Source organism: Sphingobium sp. WCS2017Hpa-17 (assembly GCF_031843765.1).
GTDB lineage: Bacteria > Pseudomonadota > Alphaproteobacteria > Sphingomonadales > Sphingomonadaceae > Sphingobium.
Genome location: NZ_JAVTIV010000020.1, coordinates 14,111 through 38,494, shown reverse-complemented (window position 1 = coordinate 38,494; position 24,384 = coordinate 14,111). Strand labels below are relative to the sequence as shown.

Below are 24,384 nucleotides of genomic sequence, written 5' to 3'. Positions count from 1 at the left end.
GGGCGATGCGCATAGGCACCGCCCGCCGGTCGGGATCAAGGACATAGGGGCAGCGATGATGTTGACAGATAGCGTCCCCGCCCATGTTCCTGCCGACCGCGTGGTCGATTTCGATGTCTATCAACCGCCCCTGATCGAGCAGGATTATTTCTCGGCCTGGAAGGCGCTTCAGACGCCGGGCAGACCCGCGATCGTGTGGACGCCGCATAATGGCGGCCACTGGATAGCGACGCGGGGCGAGGATATCCACCGGCTCTGGGCGGACACGGACAATCTCTCCAGCGAAGTGCTGACCGTCCCGCCCGAAGTGGGCAAGGTGATGCGGTTCATCCCCTTACAACTCGACCCGCCCGAACATGGGCCGTTCCGCAAGGCGGTGATGACGGGCTTTGCGTCCCGTCACATCATTGCGATGGAGCCGCAGGTCCGAACTGTCGCCCGCGAATTGATCGCCGGTTTGAAAGATCGCCAGGCATGCGACTTCATGACGGACTTCGCCAAAATCCTGCCGATCAATATCTTCCTGACGCTGATCGACGTGCCGCTGGCCGATCGCCCGATGCTGCGTGAATTCGGCACCCAGTTGACGCGGCCCGACGGCACGATGTCGCCTGCGGACCTGATGCAGGCGGCGGACGATTATCTGTGGCCCTTCGTCCAGGCGCGGTTGGCGCATCCGGGCGGCGACCTGTTCAGCCGCATCCTTGCGGTCCCGATCAATGGCCGGCCGTGGACGCAGGATGAAGCGCGTCGAATGTGCCGGAACCTGCTGTTCGGTGGCCTCGATACGGTAGTGGCGATGTTGGGCTTCGTCATACTCCATCTGGCCCGTCACCCAGCGCAGCAACAGCAGTTGCGCGACGATCCGGCTTTGATTCCCGATGCCGCCGATGAGCTGATGCGCCGCTATGCCAGCGTATCGGTGAGCCGCAACCTGCGCGTGGACATGGATCTGGACGGCGTTACGATGAAGGCGGGCGACACGATCTACCTCGCCAGCGTGCTGCATAATCTGGATGAGCGCAGTTTCGATGCGCCGCAGGATGTACGGTTCGACCGAAAATTGTCGCCGTTCAAACATACGACCATGGGCAACGGCGCGCACCGTTGCGTCGGGGCGGCGCTCGCGCGCATGGAAATCATCACCGTCCTACAGGAATGGCTGCCAGCCATCCCGCGGTTCCGGCTCGATCCCGCGCATTCGGTGACGATGCGCGCGGGCAATGTCGGCGCGTGCATAGCGCTGCCATTGAGATGGGATAGATGACGCTCGGTCAGGATCACCCCCGCGCCGCAGCATGACGGCCCGCGCGATAACCGAACACCATGCCCGGCGCCAACGTGCCGCCCGCCCCGCCATAGGTCATGCCCATGGGCGACGCCATAACGTTCCCAGCTGCATAGAGGCCTGGAATGATCGCGCCGTCAACATCCAGCACATTGGCGTCGATATCGGTTTGTGGGCCGCCCTTGGTGCCGAGCGCGCCGCTTTTGACCTCCACCGCATAATAAGGTCCATCGCCCAAGGCCCCAAGCGTCGCGCGCTTGTCGCCGCGCCAGGCCGGGTCGCCCCACCACAGATCGTTGGCGCTTTCGCCCCGCCGGAAGTCGGGATCGCTCGCGCTCGCCGCATGGCCGTTGAACCGGTCCACCGTCGCCTCGAACTGGTCGGCGTCGATGCCGATCCGGTCGGCCAGTTCCCGCAGGGTCGGCGCGCCCGCTATCCATTGCGGTGGGGTCAGGCCATGCTCATATTCGTCGCGCAGGCCGCCGACAAAGGGGTATTTGGCGTAGAAATCCTGGTTGAAGATCAGCCAGCAGGGCAGGTTCGCATAGTCGAAGCGGCTGACATCCTGTTCGTGGAACGCCGCGCCGAACGCATTATAGTTGGACGCCTCGTTGGTGAAACGCTTGCCCTGTTTGTTGACCATCAGCGTGCCGGGCATGGTGCGTTCATAGGTCAGCAACTGCTTGCCCATCCGGTTCACCTCGGTCGGCACTTCGATCACCGGCATCCACCAGGCTTCCCGCATATTCCCCAACATCGCGCCGACGCGCATCGCCATCTTCAGGCCGTCGCCGGTATTGGTTTCGATCGACAGCGGGTGGGTCATCGGCCCGCGGGTGAAGGCGCGGACCATGTCGGCATCCCATTCGAACCCGCCGGTGGCCAGGATGACGTTCTTTGTTGCGACCTCGAACGGGCCATCCGGTCCTTCCAGCTTCAGGCCCGCGACCGCCCCGTCCCGCATCACCAGTTCGACCGCGCGGCAACCCGTTTGCGGTTCGATCCCGCGATCAAGACAGCCCTTGAGCAGCCGCCCGATCAGCGCCAGGCCCATGCCGCGTTCGTCATTGTCACGCCGCCGCGCCTTTTCCGCCTGTGGCACCTCGACCGGCACCGGCTGACCCAGCGTGGTTTCGCCCACGGTGATGGTATAATCCAGATAATAGGGTGACGTGCCGACCCGGTCGGCCCAGTCGCCCAGTTCGCCAAAGGGGAAAAGCCGACATTCCAGCGTCCGTCCGCCCTCCGGCTTGCCGCCCGGAAATTCTGGATGATAGTCGGGGAAATCGGGGATAGAATAGAAGCTGACGGGCGAGCATTGCTCCAGAAAATCGACCATCTCTGGGCCAGTGTCGACGAATGCCTCCGCCATGTGCGGCGCGATCATGCCATGCGACAGCGACAGAAGGTAGGTCAATGCGTCATCCCGGCTGTCGGGCTTGCCCAGCGCACGCTGGTGCGGGTTGTTGGGGATCCACACCTGCCCGCCCGACCAGGCGCTGGTGCCGCCCACCGTGTCCGCCTTTTCGAACAAGCCGACCTTAGCGCCGCCCTCATGCGCGGTGATCGCCGCCGTCAGACCGGCTGCGCCGGTGCCCAGCACTATGACGTCATATTGGTCCATCGATCCGCTCCTGATTTTATTTACAACATATGTTGTATAAAAGTGGGGGTCGAAAGCTGTCGGAACTGCTAGGAAGCGTGAATAGCCTTTACAGCATCGCCTTCATCGGGGGAAAGTCGCGCCATGCCCGCTGCCGTCGACCATGAAGCCCGCCGCCGCCATATTGCCGAGATCGCCGCCGATCTGATCGCGCAGGGCGGCATGGACAAGGCGACGATCCGCAGCGTCGCCGCCGCAGCGGGCTATAGCACCGCAGTCGTCACCCATTATTTCGCGGATAAGCGCGAACTTTTGTTCTGGGCCTATCGCGCATCCGCGCAGGCCACACAGCGCCGGTTCGATGCGGCGCAGGCAAGCGACCCCGATAATCTGATCGCCGCGCTCCGCGCCTTCCTGCCGGATACGCCGGACGGGATAAGGACGTGGCGCGTTTACTTCGCCTTCTGGAGCGCAACGGTCAGCGATCCCGAGATGGCGGCGGAACAGCAATGGTGGCAGGCCAACGCCCTGTCGATCATCGGCGCCGTCGCCAGCCGCCAGCCCGGCATGGCAACGACAACGGATGGGGTCGCCCGCATGCTGCTGGCGATCGTACAGGGGATCGCGACGCAGGCCGCGCTCGATCAGGATCATTGGAGCGCACAGGAACAGCATCGCGTGCTGGCGATTCAGGTCGATGCCATCCTGCGCCATGCGCTCGCGGCACCTGCTCTAAAAGCCGAACTGCTCTAAATGATAGTCGGGATTGGCCGCGCCATGCTCTAGTCTTTTTCCTTGATTGGAAAAATGACAGGGAGAGGCGCAGCATGGGCAGAATAGCGGAAACGGTCGCCCCCATGACCGATAGCGTGCTCGGCCCGCGAAGCGCAGCCGATACGGCCGCCGACATAGCCCGATCCCGCCAGCAGATTGCAGAGCTGACGCTGGCTTATTGCCGGGGCGTCGATCGCGCCGACGAGGCGCTGCTGAAAAGTATATTCCACGACGACAGCATCGTGGTCAGCGGCGCCTTTGACGGCAATGGCCATCAATTCGCGGTCGAAATCTGCGCGATCGTCCGCGCGGTGTTCGACCAGACCCTGCACAGCATCGACCATCAATGGATAGAGGTGACCGGCGATACCGCGATGGGCGAAACCTATGTCGTCGCGGTGTCGACCATGACCGACCTGGACCGAGGGAAATCGGAAATGCTGACCGGCGGCCGCTATCTCGACCGCTTCACCCGACGCGATGGCGTGTGGAAATTCGCGGCGCGCACATTCGTCAGCGAATGGAGCCGCGTCGATGGCACCAGCTGCACCGACGACGCCCCTTCCGCCATGCAGGGCCTGGGCGATCATCCCGCCGCGCGATGGCATTGACGCATGGAGAGTGCGATGGACCTTGAGGCCGAAATCCGCGATCTGGCGGCGCGCCGCGACATTCAAAAGGCGATCTTTAACTATATGCGCGGCCAGGACCGGCTCGATCCTGATTTGCAGATGCGCGCCTTCCACGCCGATTCCGACGTTGATTGCGGCCTGCTGCGCGGCGGGCCTGAGGCTTACACCGACTTTGCACAGGGCTTTCTTGCCGGAATGGGCGGGAGCCAGCATCTGGTCGGCCAGATGGACATCGATGTGGATGCGCAGGCCGGGACCGGCAGCGGTGAGATCTATTTCTTCGCCTGGCACCGGTTGATCGAGGATGGCGAACCCTATGACCTGTTCATGGCCGGACGCTATATCGACGAATATGCCTGTAAAGACGGCAAATGGGCGATCCAGCGCCGCCGCGAACTGATCGACTGGGCGCGCAAGGATGCGCCGAGCGACGCCTTCATGGCGGGCATGCCGCTCGTTCATCTGCCGGGCCGCAACGGCACGGATTTCAGCCAGACGCTTAATTGGGCGTCGGGCACATCGGGACGCTGACAGATATGAGCATCAACCGCCGCTTTCTCCTGACGACCCGGCCCGACGGCCTTATCAAACCTGGCGATTTCACGCTGGTCGACGAACCCGTCCCGGCGATCGGTCCCGACGAGATTCTTGTGCGCAACCATTATGCCTCGATAGACCCAGCCATTCGTGGCTGGCTCGACGATGTGCCGAGCTACTTGCCACCGGTGGACCTGGGCGACGCGGTGCGGGCGACCACCGTGGGCTTGGTGGAGGCCAGCAATCTGGAAGGGTTCGCGCCCGGCGACTGGGTGATGGGCCTCAACAAGATCGAGCATTATTCGGTGGCCCGCAAAGGCGGCTTTACCAGTCCGATCGACCCAACTCTGGTGCCATCGGTGACTAACTATCTCTCAGTCATCGGCGCTGTGGGGCTGACCGCCTATTTCGGGGTGAACGAAATATTGAAGCCCAAAACAGGCGAGACTTTTCTGGTCAGCGGCGCGGCCGGCGCTGTCGGATCGCTCGTCGGCCAGTTGGGCAAACTCGCAGGCGCGCGGGTCGTAGGTATCGCGGGCGGACCGGACAAGTGTCGCCGTCTGATCGATGATTATGGCTTCGACGCGGCGGTGGACTATCGCGGCAAGGATGTCGACGCACTGACCGCGGCGATCGGGGCAGCCTGCCCAAACGGCATCGATCTGGTGTTCGAAAATGTCGGCGGCATCGGCCTGGACGCGACGCTGGAGCATATTAATGCCCATGCGCGCATCGGCCTGTGCGGCCTCATCTCGGAATATAATGGCGCGCCTTACGGCACCCGCAACCTTTGGAAACTGATCGCGCGGATGGCGACCATTCGCGGCTTCCTGATCAGCGAATTTCTCGATCGCTTCGCTGAGGGCGGCGTGGCGATGGCGAAGCTGGTTGGCGAAGGCAAGCTGCGCTTTGACGAGCATGTCGATGACGGCATCGACAATGCCTTCCCCGCCTTCCTGCGCCTGTTCGAGGGCAGCAACCAAGGCAAGATGATTCTGAAGTTGATCTAATGACGGCGGGAGCGACGGTCAAAAGCGAAGCGGATCGTCCACTGCTTCTCCCGGATCGGCAGGGTGGCCGAACAGTCGCACTTGTGCCTGCATCGTGTCAAAAAACTCCCATATTTCGCGGATAGTGCCGTCCTCGACGCGGAATATCTGGCAATAGGTCTGCTCATAGCGACTGCCATCCTTCGTTTCGGCGCCGCCCTCCATCATGCCCACTACGGTCGGACCGTCCACGGCCATGATGCGGTAGCGGCGGGCCAGATTGACGGTGCCGGGCACAAGATTGGCCATTACTAGTGGGAAGATATCGTCGAACAATTGGCGCTTGCCATAGGAACGCCCCGACACCGGGGTCCGACCGGCGACATTGTTGATGAAATCCTCATGTAGCGTCGCTGCGAACCCATCAATGTCCATCGCGGACAAGCAGCGATACCATCTTTCCACTACCGATTTTGGATCAGCAGGCATGTGTTCGAACAGTCTGGTCGCCGTCACAGCCGCAAGACCTGCTTGCCCCGGTTCGCGCCGGTAAAGAGCCGCGCCAAGGCCGCCGGCGCGTTGTCCAGCCCTTCCAGCACGTCCATCTGCCAGGTGATCCGGCCCGCCAGCGCCAATGCCGCCAAGCGCGCCCGTATGCGCGGCCACTCCGCCTCATGGTCCAAGATGATGAACCCGCCCATCGTCGCCCGGCGCAGGATCAGGTTGAAATAATTGGCTGGGCCCGCGATTTTGCCGTCCTGTTCGTAACGACTGATGCCGCCGCACAACACGACCCGCGCACCGATCGCCAATCGCGCCAGCATCGCGTCGAGCACGTCGCCGCCGACATTGTCATACACGACATCGACGCCATTGGGGGCCAGCGCCTTCAACTGCTTCGAAACGTTGCCCGCCTTATAGTCGATAGCGGCGTCGAACCCGGCTTCGTCGACCAGCCAGGCGCATTTTTCCGCGCCACCAGCGATACCGATCACCCGGCATCCGGCAATCTTCGCAAGCTGGCCAGCCACCGATCCGGTCGCCCCGGCCGCGCCTGAGACAACGACTGTGTCACCTGCTACGGGGCGACCGATATTGTGCAGCCCGACCCAGGCGGTCAGGCCCGGTATGCCCAGCAACCCCAGCATGGCTTGGGGCGGCAGGTAAGGATGGCAGACGTCGAAACCCGTTCCGTCGCTGACCAGCGCTTCGGTCCAGCCAGTCATGCCCGCAACCATGGTGCCGACCGGGAACTTGCCGCCCTCACTCGCGACCACTTCCGCGACACCCATGCCGCGCATGACGTCGCCCAGTTCGATCGGTGCGACATAGCCGCCGAAATTCTCCATCCACCCCTTTTGCGCGGGTTCGAACCCCAGCCAGCGCGTCGCCAGCAGCATCTGGCCAGGGCCGGGCGAAGGCATAGGCCCATCGACCATCGTAAAATCGGTCGCGACGACCGGGCGACCGACCGGGCGATCGGCAAGGACAAGCTGGCGCATCAATGCCCCGCGTTCGCGCGCTTGATCTTCTTGGCGAGGCTCCATTTGTGGACCTCAGTCGGGCCATCATAGATGCGAAAGGCTCGGATTTCGCGGAACACCTGCTCGACCATCGTGTCCTGCGTGACGCCGGTGCCGCCCATCACCTGGATGCAGCGATCGGCGACGCGGAACAGCGCTTCGGACACGGCGACCTTGGCCATCGAACTTTCGGTCGTGCCCAACGCACCACTGTCCAGCACGTCGGCGCACCAGTCGATGATCAATTCGCATTGTTTCAGGTCGATGAGGTTCTCCGCCAAGGGAAAGCCCACGCCCTCATGATCGATCAGCGGCTTGCCGAAGGCATGGCGCTTACAGGCATAGGCCGAGGCGATTTCCTGCGCGCGGATGCACGCGCCCAGCCAGCGCATACAATGGGTCAGCCGCGCGGGGCTGAGCCGGATCTGGGCATAGTCGAACCCCTGATGCAGTTCCCCAAGCACCTGGTCCGCCGATACGCGCAGATTGTCGATCGCGATCACCGAATGTCCACCGGGCATCGATCCATCCAGTGTATCCATCACCCGCTCGATACGGATCGCCGGATCGGGGAGGTCGACCAGGAACATGGTCGCGGCCATTTTTGCGTCCGTGCCGCTATTGGCCATTACGATGCCGACCTTCGCGCCCTTCGCCCCGGTGATGAACGCCTTGCGGCCGTTGATCACCCAATGGTCGCCATCCTGCACCGCCCGCGTTTGCATCATCGACGGGTCGGCTCCGGCCCCGCCATCCTCAGCCGGTTCCGTCATGAAGAAGGCGGACCGGGCATCACCGCGGTGCATGGGCGCAAGGAAGTGATCCTTCTGCGCCTGCGTGCCCACCTTGCCGATCAGATACATATTGCCTTCGTCCGGCGCGGCGGTGTTGAGCGCGGTCGGGCCAAGGATAGACAGGCCTGATGTCTTGAGCACCAAAGCGGTTTCGCGATGGGTCAGATGGCCGCCATCAGGCAGGATATGGGGCGTCATCAGCCCGGCGTCCCGCGCCTTTGCGCGCATCTCGGCGACCAACTCCTCCATCGGACCATGCGCGTCCTGGCGCGGGTCTTTCTCGTAGGGGATGACGACATCACGCACGAAGCGTTCGACCCGCGCGGCGAGATCGGCGGCGCGCTGGGTCGGCGCGGGGTGGGTAGCGGTGATCATGGAGCGTTCAGTCCTTTCGTGCCGCCATGGCGCGAGCCAGGCTGGCGAGTTCCGGCAAGGTATCGACCAGGCTGGCGGCTTCGGGCGAGGCCGCGGTGCCGCGCGCCATCCGCCCCTTGATGCCGTGCAGGATCGCGGCGAAGCGGAACATGTTGAAGGCGAGGTAGAAAGACAGATTGTCGATTCCGTCCCTGCCCGTCCGCCCGCAATAGGCCGCGACATAGGCGTCCTGCGCCGGGATATTGAGCGCGACCAGATCCGCGCCCTTGAACCCGCCGATGATATGCGGGGGCAGATGATACATCATCAGATGATAGGTTAAATCGGCCAGCGGATGGCCCAGCGTCGATAGTTCCCAGTCCAGCACCGCCAATATCGTCGGTTCGGTCGCGTGCCAGATCATATTGTCGGCGCGGAAATCGCCATGCACGACGCTGCTTTCATCGCCGGACGGGACGTGCGCCGGCAACCATTCGACCATCCAGTCCATATCGTCCAACCGCCCGGCTTCGCTGTCCTCGCCATATTGGCGCGACCAGCGTGCGATCTGTCGTTCGAAATAATTACCCGGCCGCCCATAGTCGCCCAGATTGATCGCTGCGGCATCAAAGCCATGCAGCCGGGCGATGGTCGCGTTCATGGCGTCGAAATAGACCGGCCGCTCCTCCGCCGTCAGGCCCGGCAAAGTGGAATCCCAGAAGATGCGGCCCTCCACCATCTCCATCAGATAAAAGGCCGTGCCGACGATGCTTTCATCCTCGCACAGCGCATAGGCCTTGGCGACCGGAAAGCCCGCCCCGCCCAGCGCGCAGATCACCCGATACTCCCGCTCGATCGCATGCGCGCCCTTGAGCAATTGGCCGGGCGGCTTGCGGCGCATCACATATTTGCGCGTCGGCGTGGTCAGCTTGTAAGTCGGGTTGGACTGGCCGCCTTTGAACTGCTCGACGGTCAGCGGCCCGGCAAAGCCATTTACATGGGTCGCCATCCAAATGGACAAGCGGTCGATGTCGAATCCATGCCCCTCGCGGATAGACCCCGATCCGGCGAAGCGTTGCTGCGCGCTATTCTCCATGGTCATTGCGCGTCGATGAATTTCATCAACGTGTTCTGGAACTGGCGGATCTGGATTTCCTGATAATTGGCCAACTGCACTTCGCCATTGGCGGAGCTTTTCAGCCCCTGCTGCACGAAGGGCAGATTTTCCATATCCTGTTCGAACACGTCGCCCAAAATGCCGATCTCGGCCGCTTCGGTCCATTTCTGGTCGTCGGTCAGGAAATGCATCGGCGGGCATTTGGGCGGCGTTTCGCCGGGTGGCGTGCGGGTGAGGATGCGCACCTCCATCAGGCAATGGTCGACATCATGCCAGGGCCGCCAGCGATACACGATATTGGGCTGGAACCCGGCCCAGGGACTGTAATTGGGGAAAACGTTGTAGAGCAGCGCGTCCATCATCTCGCTGTCGGACGCGAAGCTGATGTCCTGGCCAAACATCTTGCTCGTCGTTTCGCGCAGGCTGGCGCCCAGCGCCGCGCGGGCGGTGACCCCTTCGGGCACCTTGACGTTATAGCCGCCCTTTGGCTGCTCTTCATAATTGTCGGACGAGCGGCCATTATATTTGACGAATTCGTCCACGATCCACTGCTGCGGCTTGCCTTCGGGATCGATGTGGGGCGACATGGTGCCGAACGGCGTGACCGTCAGGTTCGTATAGTCGCCATAGATGTTGTAGGATGAATTGGCGTCGCCGGTGAACGGCAGCAATTGCGGGTGGGTGACGACGGTGTGCCAGCTTTCCATGAAAGCCTCCATCACCACCTTCCAGTTGGCGGGAACGACCTTGCCGACCCAGATGACGGTCGTGCATTCCTCATGCTTCCAGCGCTGGAAATGCTCTGGCAGCGGGGCCAGAAATTCCTCGATGGTCGGTCCGTCGGCCGCTTCCCGGATGAAGATATAGCCGCCCCAGCGGCCGACCGACACTTCGGGCAGCGCCATCTTGTCGTCCGACAGATGCGAGAAGTCCCAGCGGCACGGAATCTGCTTCATCGACCCGTCCATATTCCAGGTGAAGCCATGGAACGGGCATTGCAGTTCGCCCGCCCAGCCGCTTTCCAGCTTCAGCTTGCGGCCGCGATGCAGGCAGACATTGTAGAAGGCGCGGACGGACATGTCTTCCTGGCGCACCAGGATGAAGGATTTGCCGACATTCTCATACACGGCATAATCGCCCGGTTCGGGCAATTCTTCCTCGCGCGCGGCGAATTGCCAGACCTTGGGCCACATTTTCTGCTTTTCCAGCTCGAAAAAGGCCGGGTCGGTATAGCGCGACGCGGGGATCGGATCGGACCCCAGATTCTCGTACACATCCTGATAGAGATATTCCGGCACCATATTGGTGTCGGCCAGCGCCAGGTCGCGATAGGACGGGCCAGGACAACGCGGCAGCGCGTCTCCCTTGATCTGTGGCGGGGCTTTGATCTGGGGATCGGCGTCAGCCATGGTCTCGAATCTCCTCTTCCTTGGCCCAACCTAGCGAAAGTCCGGCGCATTATGACCTATGGATTGCGTCAGGCGATCCCAAGGCTTGATGGGTTGACCTAGTGATAATCACAGGGAAGCACCAACCGCGCACGCCCTATCATCCCGCCGTCGGCTACGACCGGCGCTGAGGAGAGTCATGACCGGCACGCATCGCAAAATCACGCTGGCCCGGCGGCCCGAAGGGCTCCCAAAGGCGGGCGACTTCCAGTTGGAGCAGGCGCCGTTACCATCGGTGGCGGATGGCACGATGCTGGTCCGCAATCGGGTGTTCGCAATCGATGCGGCGATCCGGGGCTTCATGGACGACCGGCCCAGCTATCTGCCGCCTTTGGCGATCGGCGAAACCATACGCGGCATGGTGCTGGGCGAAGTGGTGGAAAGCCGCTTGCCTGGCTTTCAGGCGGGCGACATCGTGCGCGCGCTGGCCGGGTGGGAAGAATATAGCCTGCTGCCTGCCAATGCGCTGGGCCTGGAAAAATGCTCCTGCCCCGATCGGGACAAGCTGTCGCTCTACATGGGCACGCTCGGCCCGTCCGGCCTGACCGCCTATGTCGGCCTGTTCGCGATCGGGCGGATCAAGCCGGGCGATACCGTCGCGATCAGCGCGGCAGCGGGCGCGGTCGGCAATGTCGCGGGCCAGATCGCGCGCCTGTCCGGATGCCGTACGATCGGCATAACCAGTTCGCCTGAAAAGGTCGCCCTGTGTCATGATCTGGGCTTTGACACAGTTGTCGATTACAATGCACCCGGCACGCTGGAGGACAAGATCGCCGCCGCCGCGCCGCGGGGGATCGACGTCTATTTCGACAATGTCGGTGGCGAGATACTGGATGGCGTCCTCCCCCATCTGACCGATCATGGCCGGGTGGTCGTGTGCGGGATGATCGCCAATTATAATCATGCCGATGCACAATATCCGATCCGCAACCTGTGGCAGCTGCTGGTGAAGCGCGCGACGATGCAGGGATTCCTGACCTATGAGCATCCGGAGTTTCTGGAAGAGGCGCAGTCGCGTATCGGTGCATGGGTAGAGGCTGGCGACCTGCGCCCGCTGGAAAATGTGACCTGCGGGCTGGACGCCACGCCGGACGCATTCATAAATTTGATGAGCGGCAGGACGACGGGCAAGACCGTCGTCTGCCTGCCCTGAGGAGAGAGACGCACCATGGGCTATCATGACATCATCGGCAACGAAGCCGCCAGGATGCTGGACTTTGTAGAAAGCGGCACGACCGATTGCGCGCCCGAAACGATGGCCGTGCCAGCCGCCGCCTATACCGACCCCGCCTGGTTCGATCGGGAGATGTCGCAGATATTCCTGAAGCTGCCGCTACTGGCTGCGCTGACCGCCGAAATGCCCAATCCGGGCGACTATAAGGCGATGGACCTGATGGGAAAGCCCATCCTCATCACCCGCAAGACCGACGGGTCGGTCGCGGCGATGTATAATGTCTGCTCGCATCGCGGCATGATCCTGAAGCCTGAAGGGCATGGCAACGCCAAGCGCTTCTCCTGCCCCTATCATGCCTGGACCTTCGCCAATGACGGCAAGCTGATCGGCGTCGCCGAACCCAAGAAGTTCGGCACGATCTGCAAGGAGGATCATAATCTCACCGCCCTGCCCTGCGTCGAAGCGGGCGGCATCATCTGGGTCAGCCTGGACCCCAATGCCGACATGGACATCGGCAAGCATCTGGGCGGCATGCTGGACGACCTCAACGCCTATGAGCTGGACAAATGGCATTTTTGCGGATCACGCCGCATCCATGGCGCGAACTGGAAGATCGCCTATGACGGCTATCTGGAGGGCTATCATTTCGCCGCGGCCCATCCCGAGACCATCCATCCGCGCACCTTCAGCAACATCATGAGTTTCACCGCCTACGGCCCGCATCTGCGCGTTGGCTATCCCCAGATCCGTATAAAAGAAGCGCTGGGCGCTCTGCCGCGCGAGACATGGGGCGCTCATGAAAATGAAGGCTATGACTTCGTGCGCACCATCTTCCCCAATGTCAGCATCTTCTTCGCGCCCGAAATCACTCAGGTTGCGCAACTGATCCCCGGCCCTACGCCGGACAAGAACATGACCAACCTGCTGTTCATCCGTCGCCATGGCCCGAAGGACGAAGCGGACGCCGCCGCGATCGAGGGCATGATGGACTGGCTGCGCGACGTGGTGGATGTGGAGGATTATGGCGTGGGGCTACAGGTACAGAAGGGCATGGAATCAGGCGCACGGCCCAACATCGTCTTTGGCCGGAATGAGCGCGGCAACCAATTTTTCCATCGCTATATCGACTATTATCTGAGCGACGATCCGGCAAAAGCGCCGCCGGTCCTGTGAGGCCCCGGTGCGCTCCTGCGTGGCAGGAGCGCACCGGCCTGCCCGCCCTTAAACTCCCATCATCCCGGCCGTCGATGCACCGTCAATCGCATATTCGCCGCCGGATATGAACGCCGCTTCGTCCGATGCCAAGAAGGATACCAGCGCAGCGATCTCCTCCACCTGCGCCATCCGCCGGAGCGGGGACATGCTCTGATAGGCGGCCAAAGCCGCTGCGCTGTCGGGTGATTTGTCGATGATCGCCTGGATGAGTTCGGTCTGCACGACGCCGGGCAGGATTGCGTTGCAGCGGACCTTCATGCCTTCATTCGCGCAATGCATCGCGATGGATTTCGACAGCGCCAGCACCGCGCCCTTGGTGGTCGAATAGGCGACGAAATTGCCCATCGTCTTGTACGCGCTCATCGAACTGTTGATGATGATTGATCCGGTCGCCCCGCCTGGATTGTCGCGCATCAGGCGGACGGCCGCCTGCGCGGTGAGCATCACGCCTGTCAGGTTGACGTCCAACAGCCCGTTCCAGGCGTCCAGTGCGATATGCTCGACGCTACTGTCGCCGCGTTCCATGCCGGCATTGGCGAAAGCGATGTCAAGGCGACCGAAATCTGCGCGCACCAGCGCATCGAACCGCGCCCAGTCGGCGGGCTCCTGCACCCGGCCGTTGAGGAAAGTGGCACCGGTCGCCGCGGTGATCGCGGCGGCGGCTGTTTCGTTCGATCCGGTGAAGATCACCCGTGCGCCGTCCGCGGAAAGGCGCTCTACCGTCGCCTTGCCAATGCCCGACGTCCCGCCGGTGACCAGCGCGACCTTGCCCGCCAAATTGCTCATATGTTCATCATCCTCTTGCCCGATTACGCCTGTTTGCGGTCATCATGGCAAGGTGCAAGCCCTTTGCCGCCTGCTATAAGTGGCAGGCGGCGCATGGGATGTCAGCTATCGACCAGCGTGCCGGTCGCGCGACAGATCGCCGCGGTATCGAAATAATAGGGCGTGATGCCGCTGAACTTGCCGTCGCGCAGGTGGAATACCTCGCAAAGGGGCATTTCCAGCCGTTCCCCATTTAAACGCGACGTCGCGTGGAAGGACAGGAGGACGACGATATTATCCTCCGAAATCGCGATATCCTTATAATCCAGCGCCGGATCTTCCCAGAAGGCGAACACCTTGGTGAAGAGTGCCTGCAACGCGCCCTTGCCTTCATAGACGCCGCCGAACGGCAGACATTCCGCCTCCACGATCCTGAAGTCGTCGGTCAGAAGCGCCTCGACCTTGTCCCACTGGGCCGTTCCCGTGAGGGAATAGAGATGGTTGATCTGGCCCTTTAGGGCGGCGTAGCGTTCGGCGTCCATGGTCGTCTCCCTTGCGTTGCCATCAAAACTTGGTCGAAACCTGCAACATCACGGTGCGCGGCAGCGTACCGAAGCCGAGCTGGTCGGCATGGGCGGATGTCAGCCCGCCCGACGCCCCGCCGGTCGAAGGACCATCGACCGCGCCGGTCACATAGAAACGGTTGGTCAGGTTCTTGCCGACCAGCGCGATCTGCCACCGTTCATCCTGCGTGCCCAGCCGAATGCCAGCGTCGATCGTCACATAGCTGCCCTGCCTGGAATCCAGACTGCCAAAGCCTGACGCCAGATAGGAGTCGCTGTACCGCGCGTCGGCGTTGACGCCCAGCGTCATGCCGTTGCCTAGCACCATGTCGTAGGACGCGCCCAGTGTACCGGTCCATTCCGGCGCGACCGAGAGTGGCTGACCCTTCAGATTTTGGCGACGCGCCGTGCCGACAACGACATTGCACCCCTCCGCCTGGCTCTGCCCCGCATAGCAGGGCGCATCCGGGAAATCAGTATAGCGCGCCCGGTTATAGTTGATCGAACCGTGCAGGTTCAGACCCACCGCGCTGCGCGGCGCATATTCGAACTCCAGCTCCACACCCTTGGTGCGGGCATCGGCTGTCAGCGTCTGGAACGCGAAGATGGGCGAGTTGAAGAAATCGATCTGAAGATTGCTGTAGCCATAGGTGTAGACGCCCAGATTCAGGCGTAGCTGATTGTCCATCAGCGTCGATTTAATCCCTGCCTCGAACCCGCTCGCCTTTTCCGGGTCGAACGTCAGGTCATCGAACGGCACACTCGACAGCTTGCTGTTGATGCCGCCATTGGAGAAGCCACCCGATTTATAGGCGGTCTTGTACGCGCCATAGACCAGCAGGTCGCGGCTCGGCTTCCAGGTGATCGTCGCTTCGGGCGACCAGTTGTTGAACACTTGGTTCGCCGTCACTACGCCCAGCCCGTCCGGGTCGTCCTGCGGCCGGAAGATGCTGGTCAGGCCCGGATTGTTATAGGGCTGGGTGAAGAAGCTGTCCTTGGTCTCATGCGTATAACGCACGCCGCCCGCGACCTCGACCGTCGGCAGGACCTTCCACGTCACCTGCCCGAAGGCAGCGATCGTCTCGCCATCGGTGAAGCTGGTCTTGCGCGTGGCGAGATATTCGTCCTCCGGCGCGGCCGCGCTGTTGATCAGGCCGGCCAGCACGATATATTGGTCGAACGTCCGCTTGGTCTTTTGATACAGTGCACCCACCATCAGGTTGATCGGCGCATCGAAGGTCGTGAGTGCACGAAATTCCGACGAGAAAGCGTGATAGGTCGAATTTTCCGTCGCCCAGTTGGATGCCGGACTGGACTGGAAATCGCAGGCGCAGGCCCACTGGTTATTGTTCCAATTATAGTTGGTGACGGACGTCAGCGTCACATCGTCCAGCTCATAATTGAGGTTCGCCGTGACCGCCCAGCTCTTGTAGCGATTATAGAGGCTGCCATCCTTCTTGGCATAGGGGATTTGCGCTGCGAACTCTGCGGGCAGCTTGTTCTGATGCCCGATGAAATCCCGTTTACACGTATAGCCGTTCAGTTGGCTGGCACCCGACGGACAGTTGAAGGCGACATAGTTCCAGCTATTGTTATTGGTCTTGTTATAAGTGCCCGATCCTTTCAGCGTCGCTGTGAAGCGGTCCGTCGGCTCCCATTTCAGCGTGACGCGGCCCAGCAACTCCTTCTCGCCAGGCTGATCCTTCGGCGCCGGGTTGGACACGACGCTGCCCGCCGTTCCCGTCGCCACGTCGAAGGTCGCATAGTTGAAGGGCGCCGCGACATTCTGATAATAGCCTTCATACATTTTCGATCCCCGCACGGCGACGCGCAGGCCCAATGTATCGGTGAGCGGGGTCGAATAAACGCCTTCCAACTGGACCTGTTGCGCATTGAATTCATAGCCCGCACGCAACTTGATTTCCTGCTCCGCACCAGGATCGGCGCTGGTCAGTGAAATGACGCCGGCCGTGGCGTTTTTACCGAAGAACAGCGCCTGCGGACCTTTCAGGATTTCCACCCGGCCTAGGTCGAAAAACCCTTCATTGATGATCCGCCCCTGGCCATAATAGACGCCGTCCACCACGACCGCGACCGACTGTTCGATACCGATCGAAGTCGAGGACGAGCCGATGCCGCGCAGGGTGAGTTGCGCGCCTGAACCGTTGGAGGCGCGCCCGACATTGAGGTTGGGCGTCCGTGCCGCGATCTTTTCGATCGAGGTCAGATCCTGCTTGGCGATGAGTTCGGCCGACAAAGCGGTGACAGCGACCGGCACGTCCTGCACGCTTTCCGCTCGCTTGCGCGCCGTGACGACGATATCGGTCAGGCCACCCTGGGTCGTGGCCGCCTCTGCCGCCTGCGGCGCGGGTGCGTCCTGCGCCAGCGCGGGTGCAACGCCCGCTAGCGTCAGCGCCAATAGGCTTCCGCCCTTATTCAAAACGCGACGCGCAACAGATCCTGTCATATGCCTCTCCCCTCCAATCGTCCGCTCAAGGTCAATGCCCGGCTTGTTCCGATGAATATCGACGGCGCTCTACCCATGTCAGGGCTTACGGTTCACCGAGAGAGGGTGAATGCACCCGGCATCACAGCGGGTCACCCTGTCAAAAGCCGCAGGTGTTGCGCAGCCGACATAAGGAGACAACAATCGCCAGGAATAAGGGGCCGACACCGGCTCGACACAAGAAAGGCGAGGATATGAGCGCAGGCCGCTTGGACGGACGCATTGCATTGGTTTCCGGGGGCTTGCGGGGCATTGGCCGCGCCATCTGCGCCTGCCTGGCTGCCGATGGCGCCAGCGTCGTCATCACCGACCTGGATGCCGCCGACAGCCCGGACGCCGTCGCGGCCATCGGCACTATCGAAAATGCCAGCTATATTCGGCTCGACGCCACCCAGGAGGAGGCGTGGATCGCCGCGCGGGCGCAGGTTGAACGGGATTTCGGGCATCTCGACATATTGGTCAACAATGTCGGATCGGACCTGACCGGCAAGGTGCAGGATCTGACGCTGGCCGACTGGCGTCGCCTGATGACTCTGAATGTCGACACCGTCTTCCTGGGAACCAAGACGTTCCAGCCCCTGCTCGCCAAGGCCGGGGTCAGCACGCCCTACGGCTCCAGCATCGTCAACGTCAGTTCAATCATGGGACTGGTCGGCATGGGCGACGTATCGGCCTATAATGCGTCTAAGGGCGCGGTGCGGCTGTTCAGCAAGTCGAACGCGCTGGAGTTCGCCGATGCGGGTATCCCGATCCGGGTGAACAGCATTCACCCCGGCTTCGTGGAAACCCCGCTGCTGCATCAGGGCATGGCGCGCTGGGCCGAGCGGGATGGCGTGACGGCGCAGGAATTGATCGACGGCATGGCGGCGACCACGCCGATCAAGCGGCTCGCCCAGCCGGTCGAGATCGGCAAGGTCGTCGCCTTCCTCGCCAGCGACGACGCCAGCTACATGACCGGCAGCGAAGTCGTGGTTGATGGCGGATGGACCGCCCGCTGATCCCCATATTGAAAGGACGAACGTGCCCAACTTCAATCTCAGCGGCGCGGTGGCGCTCGTCACCGGCGCGACCGGCGGTATCGGCCGCGCAACCTGCCTGGCCCTTTCGGAAGCGGGCGCGAAGGTCATCGCGACCGATCTTGCCGACAGCGCTGACATCGCGGGCGCTACCGACTATCGCCGACTGGACGTCACCGACGCAGCCAATTGGGCCGCACTGATCGCCCATATCGAGGGCGAAAATGGCCGGCTCGACATATTGGTCAACAATGCCGGCATATCCGTGACCAACAGCATCGCCAGCACGACCTTGGCCGAATTCCGCAAATGCATGGCGATCAATGTTGAAGGCGTCTTCCTGGGCACCCAGGCCGCGCAGGCGTTGCTGGCCAAAAGCGGGAAGGACCGTCAGGGCGGCTCCTCGGTCGTCAACCTCTCGTCCGTTGGCGGACTGCGCGGCGCGGCGCTGATGTCTACCTATTGCGCCAGCAAAGGCGCGGTGAAGCTGTTCAGCAAGAGCGCCGCGCTGGAATTTGCGATGATGGGCCTGCCCATCCGCGTCAACAGCGTCCATCCCGGCGGCATCGACACCAATATGATGGACACCATCTACGCCCGTTATGTCGATGACGGCCTGTTCCCCGACGAAGCCACCGCTCGCGCGACGGTATCGGCCAGTCACGCCATGGGGCGGATGGGCGACCCGCAGGAGATCGCCGCCGGGATCGTCTATCTTTCGACCCCGGCGGCCAGTTTCATGACCGGATCGGAACTGGTGATCGATGGCGGCATGACCGCCAAGTAGATCGGGGAAGTAGGCCCAGCTATTCAGGTCTGGTGGATGACGGTGAAGCTGCGGCTTTGGAGGAACCATGCTCCGTCGCGCTTCACCAGCCTGTCATTATAGCAGGCGCGCGCCCGCTTATCCTTGCCGCTTTCCGGTTCCTCATAGACTTCAGAAATATAGGTGCGCGCCTGAGCAGCGTCGCCCTCCACCTGGATCATGCCGACGGACGCCATGAAACTGAGCTTGGGATAATGCGGCATCGCCCCGCGCCACAGCGCGACGATAGCATCCTTGCCCTCCACGATCCCCAGTTCGGGATAGTGCGACAGATCCCAATGGCTGTCCTCGACCCAGATCGAGGCCCATAGTTCCTCGTCCACGCGATTGACTGCGTCGGCATAGGTTTCCAGCACTTCGCGGATCGCCATGCGATCTTCCAGCGGCCCTGTGAAATTGGCGGTCATGCTAGGCTCTCCTGTTGTCTGTTGTACAGCAGGCTATGCCCTCGCGGCTGGGCCGTGACCTGCCGGAAACAGCAGGTCAGCGATATTCGTCGCGGAGCAGGCGGCGCAATATCTTGCCGGATGGATTGCGCGGGAGGGTGTCGCGAAACTCCACGCTCTTGGGCGCTTTATAGGCCGCGATCCGTTCGCGCGCCCAGGCGATCAGCGCCGCCGGATCGGGCGTTTCGCCTTTAACCGGCACGACGATCGCCTTGACCGCCTCGCCCCATTTGACGTCCGGAACGCCGATGACCGCAACGTCGTTCACCTGCGGATGGCTGTAGAGCGCGTTTTCGACCTCGGCCGGATAGACATTCTCACCGCCGGTAATGATCATGTCCTTGATACGGTCCGCCAGATAGAGATAGCCATCGGCGTCCATCGTGCCTGCGTCGCCCGTCCGCATCCACCCATCGGCGTCGATCGTCTCGGCCGTCGCGTCTGGCCGTCCATAATAGCCGATCATGTTCGCGGCCGATCGCACCGCGATCTCGCCCACCGCGCCGCGCGGGAGTTCTACGCCGGCCTCGTCGATGATCCGCACCTCCACGCCCGGCAACGGCACGCCGACCCCCCGCATCCGGGCATTGCCATCGGGATCATGATCCTCCGGCGGCAACCCGACGATCGTCCCGGCCGTCTCCGTCATGCCGTACATCTGCGCAAAGCCGCAGCCGAACACCGCGATCGCCTGGCGCATCAGGTCCAGCGGGATGGCCGACCCGCCATAGCAGATGGTCTGGAGGAAGCTGAAATCGGTCGTGGCCGCGGCAGGATGATCGCACACGATCCGCATCGCGGTGGGCACCATCATGATCTTGGTGATGCGATGCTCCGTCAGCAGGCCCAGCACCTTATGCGGGTCGAATTCGCGGACGACGACGCCCTTGCCGCCATGTTGCAGCGACCACAGCCCCCAACCCGACCCGCTGATATGAAAGATCGGCATCGCGATCAACGCGACATCCTGCGCGCTCCAACGGTTCCACGCGGGCATGATCGCGTCCGGCGTATCCTGCCGCAGCGACAGCAGGCTGCGGTTGGTCAGCAGCGCACCCTTGGGGTTGCCAGTCGTGCCGGATGTGTAGAGCTGCAATACGGGGTTATCATAGCCGGCGTCCCGGTGCGGATCGATCGCTGCCTGCGTATCGCGCCAGGCGGAAAAATCCTCCCGCCCCGCCACGGGTTCGGTCGTCAGCACCGCATAGTCGCCCTGCTCGTCCAGCCGGTCGAGAAATTCCGGGTCGGCCAGCACCAGTCGGGGCTTGGCGTCACTCAATATATAGGCGACTTCCGGCGCCGCCAGCCGCCAGTTTATCGGCACCAGCACGACGCCCGCCTTCGCCGCGCCTAGCCAATATTCGAAATAGAGATCGCTGTTCTTGCCCAGAAACGCCACCCGGTCGCCTGACACCAGGCCCATGGCGACCATCGCGGCGGCCACGCGGCTGGCATGGGCGTCCAGCGTGGCATAGCTGCTGTCCCGCCCCTCGAACGTCAGGGCGATCGCGTCGCCCCGCTCTATCGCATGGCTACGGATAAGGTCGACGAGAACGGGCTTGCCCATATGCGGAACATCTCTCCTGGCGTCTATGCCACCGTCTATAGGGCAGGGATTGCCCATCCGCCCCTGTCAATTCCATGGGGTCAGGCTAACAGACGCACACTGTCGGAAACACCAGTGCAGATAGCGGCTGACGCCTCTAAGATGGACAGCGAACGCGGCAGTATGAAGCGCATTTTCATGCTGCCATGCCGGTATGGAAGGAATGATGCAATGGATCTGGGTCTTAAGGGCAGGAAGGCCATATTGGTCGGGGCCAGCCACGGCATCGGTCTCGCCACCGCCCATGCGCTGGCGGCCGAGGGCGTCGATATCGCGCTTTGCTCGCGATCGCAGGGCAGCGTCGATGCCGCGCTCGCGGCGCTGGCCACCCATGGCGTCGCCCTGGTGGGTGGCGCGGTCGATGTGACCGATGCGCAAGCGCACAGTGCCTGGATCGCATCCGCCGCGCAGCGGCTTGGCGGTTGCGACATCTTCATCCCCTTCACCTCCGCCAATACCGGCGTCGATGACGAAGACGGATGGCGCGCCGTATTCGATGCCGACACGCTGCCGTTGATGCGCGGGGTGCAGGCCGCCCTGCCCTTCCTGCAAAAGTCGGACAGCGGCTCCATCGTCACCATCTCTTCAACCGCCGCCGTAGAGGAATTTATGGGTCCGGGCGCCTATAATGCGCTCAAGGCCGCGACGATCAATTATACCGCCGCGCTGGCCCAGAAATTCGCGCCGGACGGCATTCGCGTCAATTGCATTACGCCCGGACCGGTCGAGATGGAGGGGCGCGCCTGGGACCAGATCAAGCAGGGGATGCCCGATTTCTACGACTCAATGTTGAAGCAAATCCCGCTCGGCCGCATGGGCAATGGCGAGGAGATCGCCAAGGCGATCGCCTTCGTCGCCTCGCCCGTCTGCGGCTACCTGACCGGCGCCAATCTGGTGATCGACGGCGGCTTTACCAAGCGCGTCCAATATTGAGCGGATGGCGAACATGACTGACGACCATCCCAAGCGGATCGACTGCGTCCTGATCGCGGGCGGCCTGTATCACGACATCGACTTCGCCCGGCTGGAACTGCTCAAGCTGCTGGGCGAGGACGATCGTGTCCGTACCCGCGTGTTCGAGAACTACGATAATATTGATGCTATCCTTCAGGTCGACTTTCTCGTCACTTACACCTGTGACGTCATCCCTTCGCTTGAGGCGCAGGAGGCGCTGCGCGACTGGGTGAAGGGCGGCGGGCGCTGGTATGCGCTGCACGGGACCAATTCGGTGCTGCGCCTGTTCGACAATGGCCTTTACGGCAGCCCGCGCTGGGCGCCGCTGTTCATGGAAACGCTTGGCAGCCAGTTCATCGCCCATCCGCCGATCGCGCCCTATAGTGTGACGGTCGCCGACCAGGACCATCCGATTACGCGCGGTATCGCACCGTTCGAGACGACCGACGAACTCTATCTGATGGAACGCCACGGCGACCTGCACGTCCTGCTCGAAACCGAATTTGCCGGCGAAGCGACCGGCTTCGACGAGGCCGATTGGGCGCAGGACAAGCATCCCGTTCTCTACATCAAACCGCAGGACAAGGGCGCTGTCCTCTACAATACGCTGGGCCATTGCCGGGGGCATTATGACATGCAGCCCCATCTCGACTATTGGCCGACCGTGGATCGCTGCGCCTGGGATCTGCCGGTCTTCTACGATCTTCTAAGGCGTGGAATCGACTGGGCGAAGGAAGGGCGCGCCTAAACCAGCGCCTTCACCGGCAGATGTTCCATCCCCGGCGCTTCGTCCGGCACGGCGACTTCGATCCAGCCATCGTCGGTCATCCGCCAGGGGAACAGCTTGAGCGGCTTGTACCCCGCCCCGCCCAGACATTCGCCGCTGTCCAGCTTGAACCGCGCGCCATGCAGCGGGCACATCACCGACCCGCGCCGGACCTTGCCACTGGGAGCCAGTTCGGCCGCGGCGTGGGTACAGCGATTGATGATGGCGTGGATCGCCTCCTCTTCTCGGCAGATGAACAGCGGCCAGCGATTGACGATGAACGGCAGCATCGTTTTTTCCGCAACGTCCGATGCCTCTACTACGCGATGATATGTCTCACTCATGGGTTTTGAACATCCCGCCTCTCTCCATAGTCGTCCCGTCTGGCTCAAGCCGACAACCTCGACAATTAATGCTTTTCATAGCTGCACGGCAGGCGCGAACATCCCATGGCATTGTCAGGACAAAAGAGGATAATCGGCATGAACCGTTTCTGGCAACTGGAAGCCTATCCCGACGGCACGGATTTCGCAGGGGGCATCAAGCTGCGCGAAGAGGCGGTGCCTGCCATCGGCGAAAACCAGCTTCTGGTACGTAACCTGTGGCTGTCGCTGGATGCGGGCACCCGCATGTGGCTGACCCCGCGTACCGACAGCTATATGGACCCCGCGCCGCTGGGCAGCAAGATCGTGGGCTTCGTGCTGGGTCAGGTCGTTGAGTCCCGCCATGCCGGATACAAACCGGGCGACATCGTTCGGGCCTATGGCCAATGGGCCGATTATAGCCTGCTCTATCCCGACATGGGCGATATCTGGATCGTCGACTCCATCGCCGACATGCGCCAGCATTTCGCCGTACTCGGCCCCAATGGCTGGACCGCCTATGTCGGCCTGACCGAATATGGCCGGGTTCGCCCCGGTGAAACCGTGCTGGTGTCGGCTGCCGCTGGCGCCACCGGACTGTTGGCCGCCCAGTTCGCCAAGGCGATGGGATGCCGCGTGATCGGTATTGCGGGCGGTGCTGCGAAATGCGCTTTGCTGACCGAGCGTTATGGCCTGGCCGCCGCCATCGATTACAAGACGGACGATCTGGCGGCGCGGCTCGCGGCGCTGGCGCCGGGCGGGATCGACTGTTTCTTCGATTGCGTCGGCGGGGACACGCTCGACACCGTGCTGCCCGCCATGGCGATGAACGGGCGGATCGCGATCTGCGGCCTCATCTCCACCTATGACAAGGCGGAGCGGGTCGGGCCGCATAATTTCGACCTGATCCTGATGAAACGTCTGACCGTCGCTGGCTTCTTTTCGCCAGACTTCTATTTTCGCGGTGGCGAGATCAATCGGCTGACGTCGCCATGGCTGGAAGCGGGCATCGTACAGATGGAATTTGACGTCACGACCGGGCTGGAAAATACGCTGGACGCTTATGGCAAGCTGTTCTCCGGCGGCAATATCGGCAAGGTGATGGTGGACCTGTCCGCCAGCTAGA

The 24,384-nt window shown here is 62.3% G+C and carries 24 protein-coding genes; 12 read left to right on the top strand and 12 right to left on the bottom strand.

The genetic code is table 11. From position 1 onward, the window contains the following. Window positions 1-55 precede the first annotated feature (55 nt). Window positions 56-1,267: a cytochrome P450 gene (locus RQH62_RS20265; protein ID WP_311270464.1), complete on the top strand. Its 1,212-nt coding sequence runs from the start codon at window positions 56-58 to the stop codon at window positions 1,265-1,267. A gap of 13 nt (window positions 1,268-1,280) precedes the next feature. Here the strand turns inward: RQH62_RS20265 and RQH62_RS20260 are convergent, their stop codons facing one another. Next, window positions 1,281-2,912, bottom strand: a complete 1,632-nt coding sequence (locus RQH62_RS20260) for an FAD-dependent oxidoreductase (RefSeq protein ID WP_311270463.1) — start codon at window positions 2,910-2,912, stop codon at window positions 1,281-1,283. A 123-nt stretch (window positions 2,913-3,035) separates the two neighbouring features. Here RQH62_RS20260 and RQH62_RS20255 point away from each other — a divergent pair, with 123 nt between their 5' ends. From RQH62_RS20255 to RQH62_RS20240, 4 genes are all read left to right on the top strand, one after another. Continuing rightward, window positions 3,036-3,644 carry a TetR/AcrR family transcriptional regulator gene (locus tag RQH62_RS20255; protein WP_311270462.1) on the top strand — a complete coding sequence of 203 codons (609 nt, stop codon included), beginning with the start codon at window positions 3,036-3,038 and terminating at the stop codon, window positions 3,642-3,644. A gap of 74 nt (window positions 3,645-3,718) precedes the next feature. Further along, window positions 3,719-4,276 (top strand): nuclear transport factor 2 family protein, encoded by a 558-nt coding sequence (locus RQH62_RS20250; RefSeq protein WP_311270461.1) that lies wholly within the window; start codon window positions 3,719-3,721, stop codon window positions 4,274-4,276. A 15-nt stretch (window positions 4,277-4,291) separates the two neighbouring features. After that, on the top strand, window positions 4,292-4,828 hold the full coding sequence (locus RQH62_RS20245; RefSeq protein ID WP_311270460.1) for a nuclear transport factor 2 family protein: 537 nt from the start codon (window positions 4,292-4,294) through the stop codon (window positions 4,826-4,828). A gap of 5 nt (window positions 4,829-4,833) precedes the next feature. Beyond that, on the top strand, window positions 4,834-5,844 hold the full coding sequence (locus RQH62_RS20240) for an NADP-dependent oxidoreductase (protein ID WP_311270459.1): 1,011 nt from the start codon (window positions 4,834-4,836) through the stop codon (window positions 5,842-5,844). 18 nt (window positions 5,845-5,862) lie between these two features. Here the strand turns inward: RQH62_RS20240 and RQH62_RS20235 are convergent, their stop codons facing one another. From RQH62_RS20235 to RQH62_RS20215, 5 genes are read right to left on the bottom strand one after another with little or no spacing between them, the layout of a single operon-like run. Continuing rightward, window positions 5,863-6,312, bottom strand: coding sequence for a nuclear transport factor 2 family protein (locus RQH62_RS20235; RefSeq protein ID WP_311270458.1), 450 nt, complete (start codon window positions 6,310-6,312; stop codon window positions 5,863-5,865). A 23-nt stretch (window positions 6,313-6,335) separates the two neighbouring features. After that, a complete protein-coding gene (locus RQH62_RS20230) occupies window positions 6,336-7,325 on the bottom strand; it encodes an NADP-dependent oxidoreductase (protein WP_311270457.1) in 990 nt (329 codons plus the stop codon). After that, entirely contained in the window at window positions 7,325-8,515 is a 1,191-nt protein-coding gene (locus tag RQH62_RS20225) for an acyl-CoA dehydrogenase family protein (protein ID WP_311270456.1), read from the bottom strand. Before RQH62_RS20225 ends, RQH62_RS20230 begins: the two co-directional genes overlap by 1 nt. A gap of 7 nt (window positions 8,516-8,522) precedes the next feature. Then, on the bottom strand, window positions 8,523-9,590 hold the full coding sequence (locus RQH62_RS20220) for a phosphotransferase (RefSeq protein ID WP_311270529.1): 1,068 nt from the start codon (window positions 9,588-9,590) through the stop codon (window positions 8,523-8,525). A gap of 2 nt (window positions 9,591-9,592) precedes the next feature. Then, window positions 9,593-11,020, bottom strand: coding sequence for an aromatic ring-hydroxylating dioxygenase subunit alpha (locus RQH62_RS20215; RefSeq protein ID WP_311270455.1), 1,428 nt, complete (start codon window positions 11,018-11,020; stop codon window positions 9,593-9,595). 178 nt (window positions 11,021-11,198) lie between these two features. On the opposite strand from RQH62_RS20215, the gene RQH62_RS20210 reads away from it, so the two are divergent. Together RQH62_RS20210 and RQH62_RS20205 are read left to right on the top strand one after the other, a co-directional pair. After that, a complete protein-coding gene (locus RQH62_RS20210; RefSeq protein WP_311270454.1) occupies window positions 11,199-12,212 on the top strand; it encodes an NADP-dependent oxidoreductase in 1,014 nt (337 codons plus the stop codon). 15 nt (window positions 12,213-12,227) lie between these two features. Further along, complete coding sequence (locus tag RQH62_RS20205) at window positions 12,228-13,406, top strand: SRPBCC family protein (protein WP_311270453.1); 1,179 nt, start codon at window positions 12,228-12,230, stop codon at window positions 13,404-13,406. Window positions 13,407-13,454: 48 nt separating this feature from the next. On the opposite strand, the gene RQH62_RS20200 is transcribed toward RQH62_RS20205, so the two are convergent. The 3 genes from RQH62_RS20200 to RQH62_RS20190 form a co-directional block, all read right to left on the bottom strand. Beyond that, the gene (locus RQH62_RS20200; RefSeq protein ID WP_311270452.1) at window positions 13,455-14,234 is read right to left on the bottom strand and encodes an SDR family oxidoreductase; all 780 of its coding nucleotides are present in this window, start codon (window positions 14,232-14,234) and stop codon (window positions 13,455-13,457) included. A 101-nt stretch (window positions 14,235-14,335) separates the two neighbouring features. After that, window positions 14,336-14,755, bottom strand: coding sequence for a nuclear transport factor 2 family protein (locus RQH62_RS20195; protein ID WP_311270451.1), 420 nt, complete (start codon window positions 14,753-14,755; stop codon window positions 14,336-14,338). Window positions 14,756-14,777: 22 nt separating this feature from the next. Beyond that, window positions 14,778-17,243: a TonB-dependent receptor gene (locus RQH62_RS20190; RefSeq protein WP_405053575.1), complete on the bottom strand. Its 2,466-nt coding sequence runs from the start codon at window positions 17,241-17,243 to the stop codon at window positions 14,778-14,780. A 233-nt stretch (window positions 17,244-17,476) separates the two neighbouring features. Here RQH62_RS20190 and RQH62_RS20185 point away from each other — a divergent pair, with 233 nt between their 5' ends. Continuing rightward, window positions 17,477-18,280, top strand: coding sequence for an SDR family oxidoreductase (locus RQH62_RS20185; RefSeq protein WP_311270449.1), 804 nt, complete (start codon window positions 17,477-17,479; stop codon window positions 18,278-18,280). A gap of 22 nt (window positions 18,281-18,302) precedes the next feature. Next, a complete protein-coding gene (locus RQH62_RS20180) occupies window positions 18,303-19,085 on the top strand; it encodes an SDR family oxidoreductase (protein ID WP_311270448.1) in 783 nt (260 codons plus the stop codon). A gap of 23 nt (window positions 19,086-19,108) precedes the next feature. Here RQH62_RS20180 and RQH62_RS20175 read toward each other — a convergent pair whose 3' ends face one another. Both RQH62_RS20175 and RQH62_RS20170 read right to left on the bottom strand, forming a co-directional pair. Then, window positions 19,109-19,531, bottom strand: coding sequence for a nuclear transport factor 2 family protein (locus RQH62_RS20175; protein ID WP_311270447.1), 423 nt, complete (start codon window positions 19,529-19,531; stop codon window positions 19,109-19,111). A gap of 76 nt (window positions 19,532-19,607) precedes the next feature. After that, a complete protein-coding gene (locus RQH62_RS20170) occupies window positions 19,608-21,137 on the bottom strand; it encodes a fatty acid--CoA ligase (RefSeq protein ID WP_311270446.1) in 1,530 nt (509 codons plus the stop codon). Window positions 21,138-21,347: 210 nt separating this feature from the next. Here RQH62_RS20170 and RQH62_RS20165 point away from each other — a divergent pair, with 210 nt between their 5' ends. Both RQH62_RS20165 and RQH62_RS20160 read left to right on the top strand, forming a co-directional pair. Next, complete coding sequence (locus RQH62_RS20165; protein WP_311270445.1) at window positions 21,348-22,109, top strand: SDR family oxidoreductase; 762 nt, start codon at window positions 21,348-21,350, stop codon at window positions 22,107-22,109. A 13-nt stretch (window positions 22,110-22,122) separates the two neighbouring features. Then, entirely contained in the window at window positions 22,123-22,878 is a 756-nt protein-coding gene (locus RQH62_RS20160; RefSeq protein WP_311270444.1) for a ThuA domain-containing protein, read from the top strand. On the opposite strand, the gene RQH62_RS20155 is transcribed toward RQH62_RS20160, so the two are convergent. Next, the gene (locus tag RQH62_RS20155; RefSeq protein ID WP_311270443.1) at window positions 22,875-23,240 is read right to left on the bottom strand and encodes a Rieske (2Fe-2S) protein; all 366 of its coding nucleotides are present in this window, start codon (window positions 23,238-23,240) and stop codon (window positions 22,875-22,877) included. The two genes, RQH62_RS20160 and RQH62_RS20155, sit on opposite strands and share 4 nt — an antisense overlap. Window positions 23,241-23,378: 138 nt before the next feature. On the opposite strand from RQH62_RS20155, the gene RQH62_RS20150 reads away from it, so the two are divergent. Next, window positions 23,379-24,383, top strand: a complete 1,005-nt coding sequence (locus tag RQH62_RS20150; protein WP_311270442.1) for an NADP-dependent oxidoreductase — start codon at window positions 23,379-23,381, stop codon at window positions 24,381-24,383. Window position 24,384 lies beyond the last annotated feature (1 nt).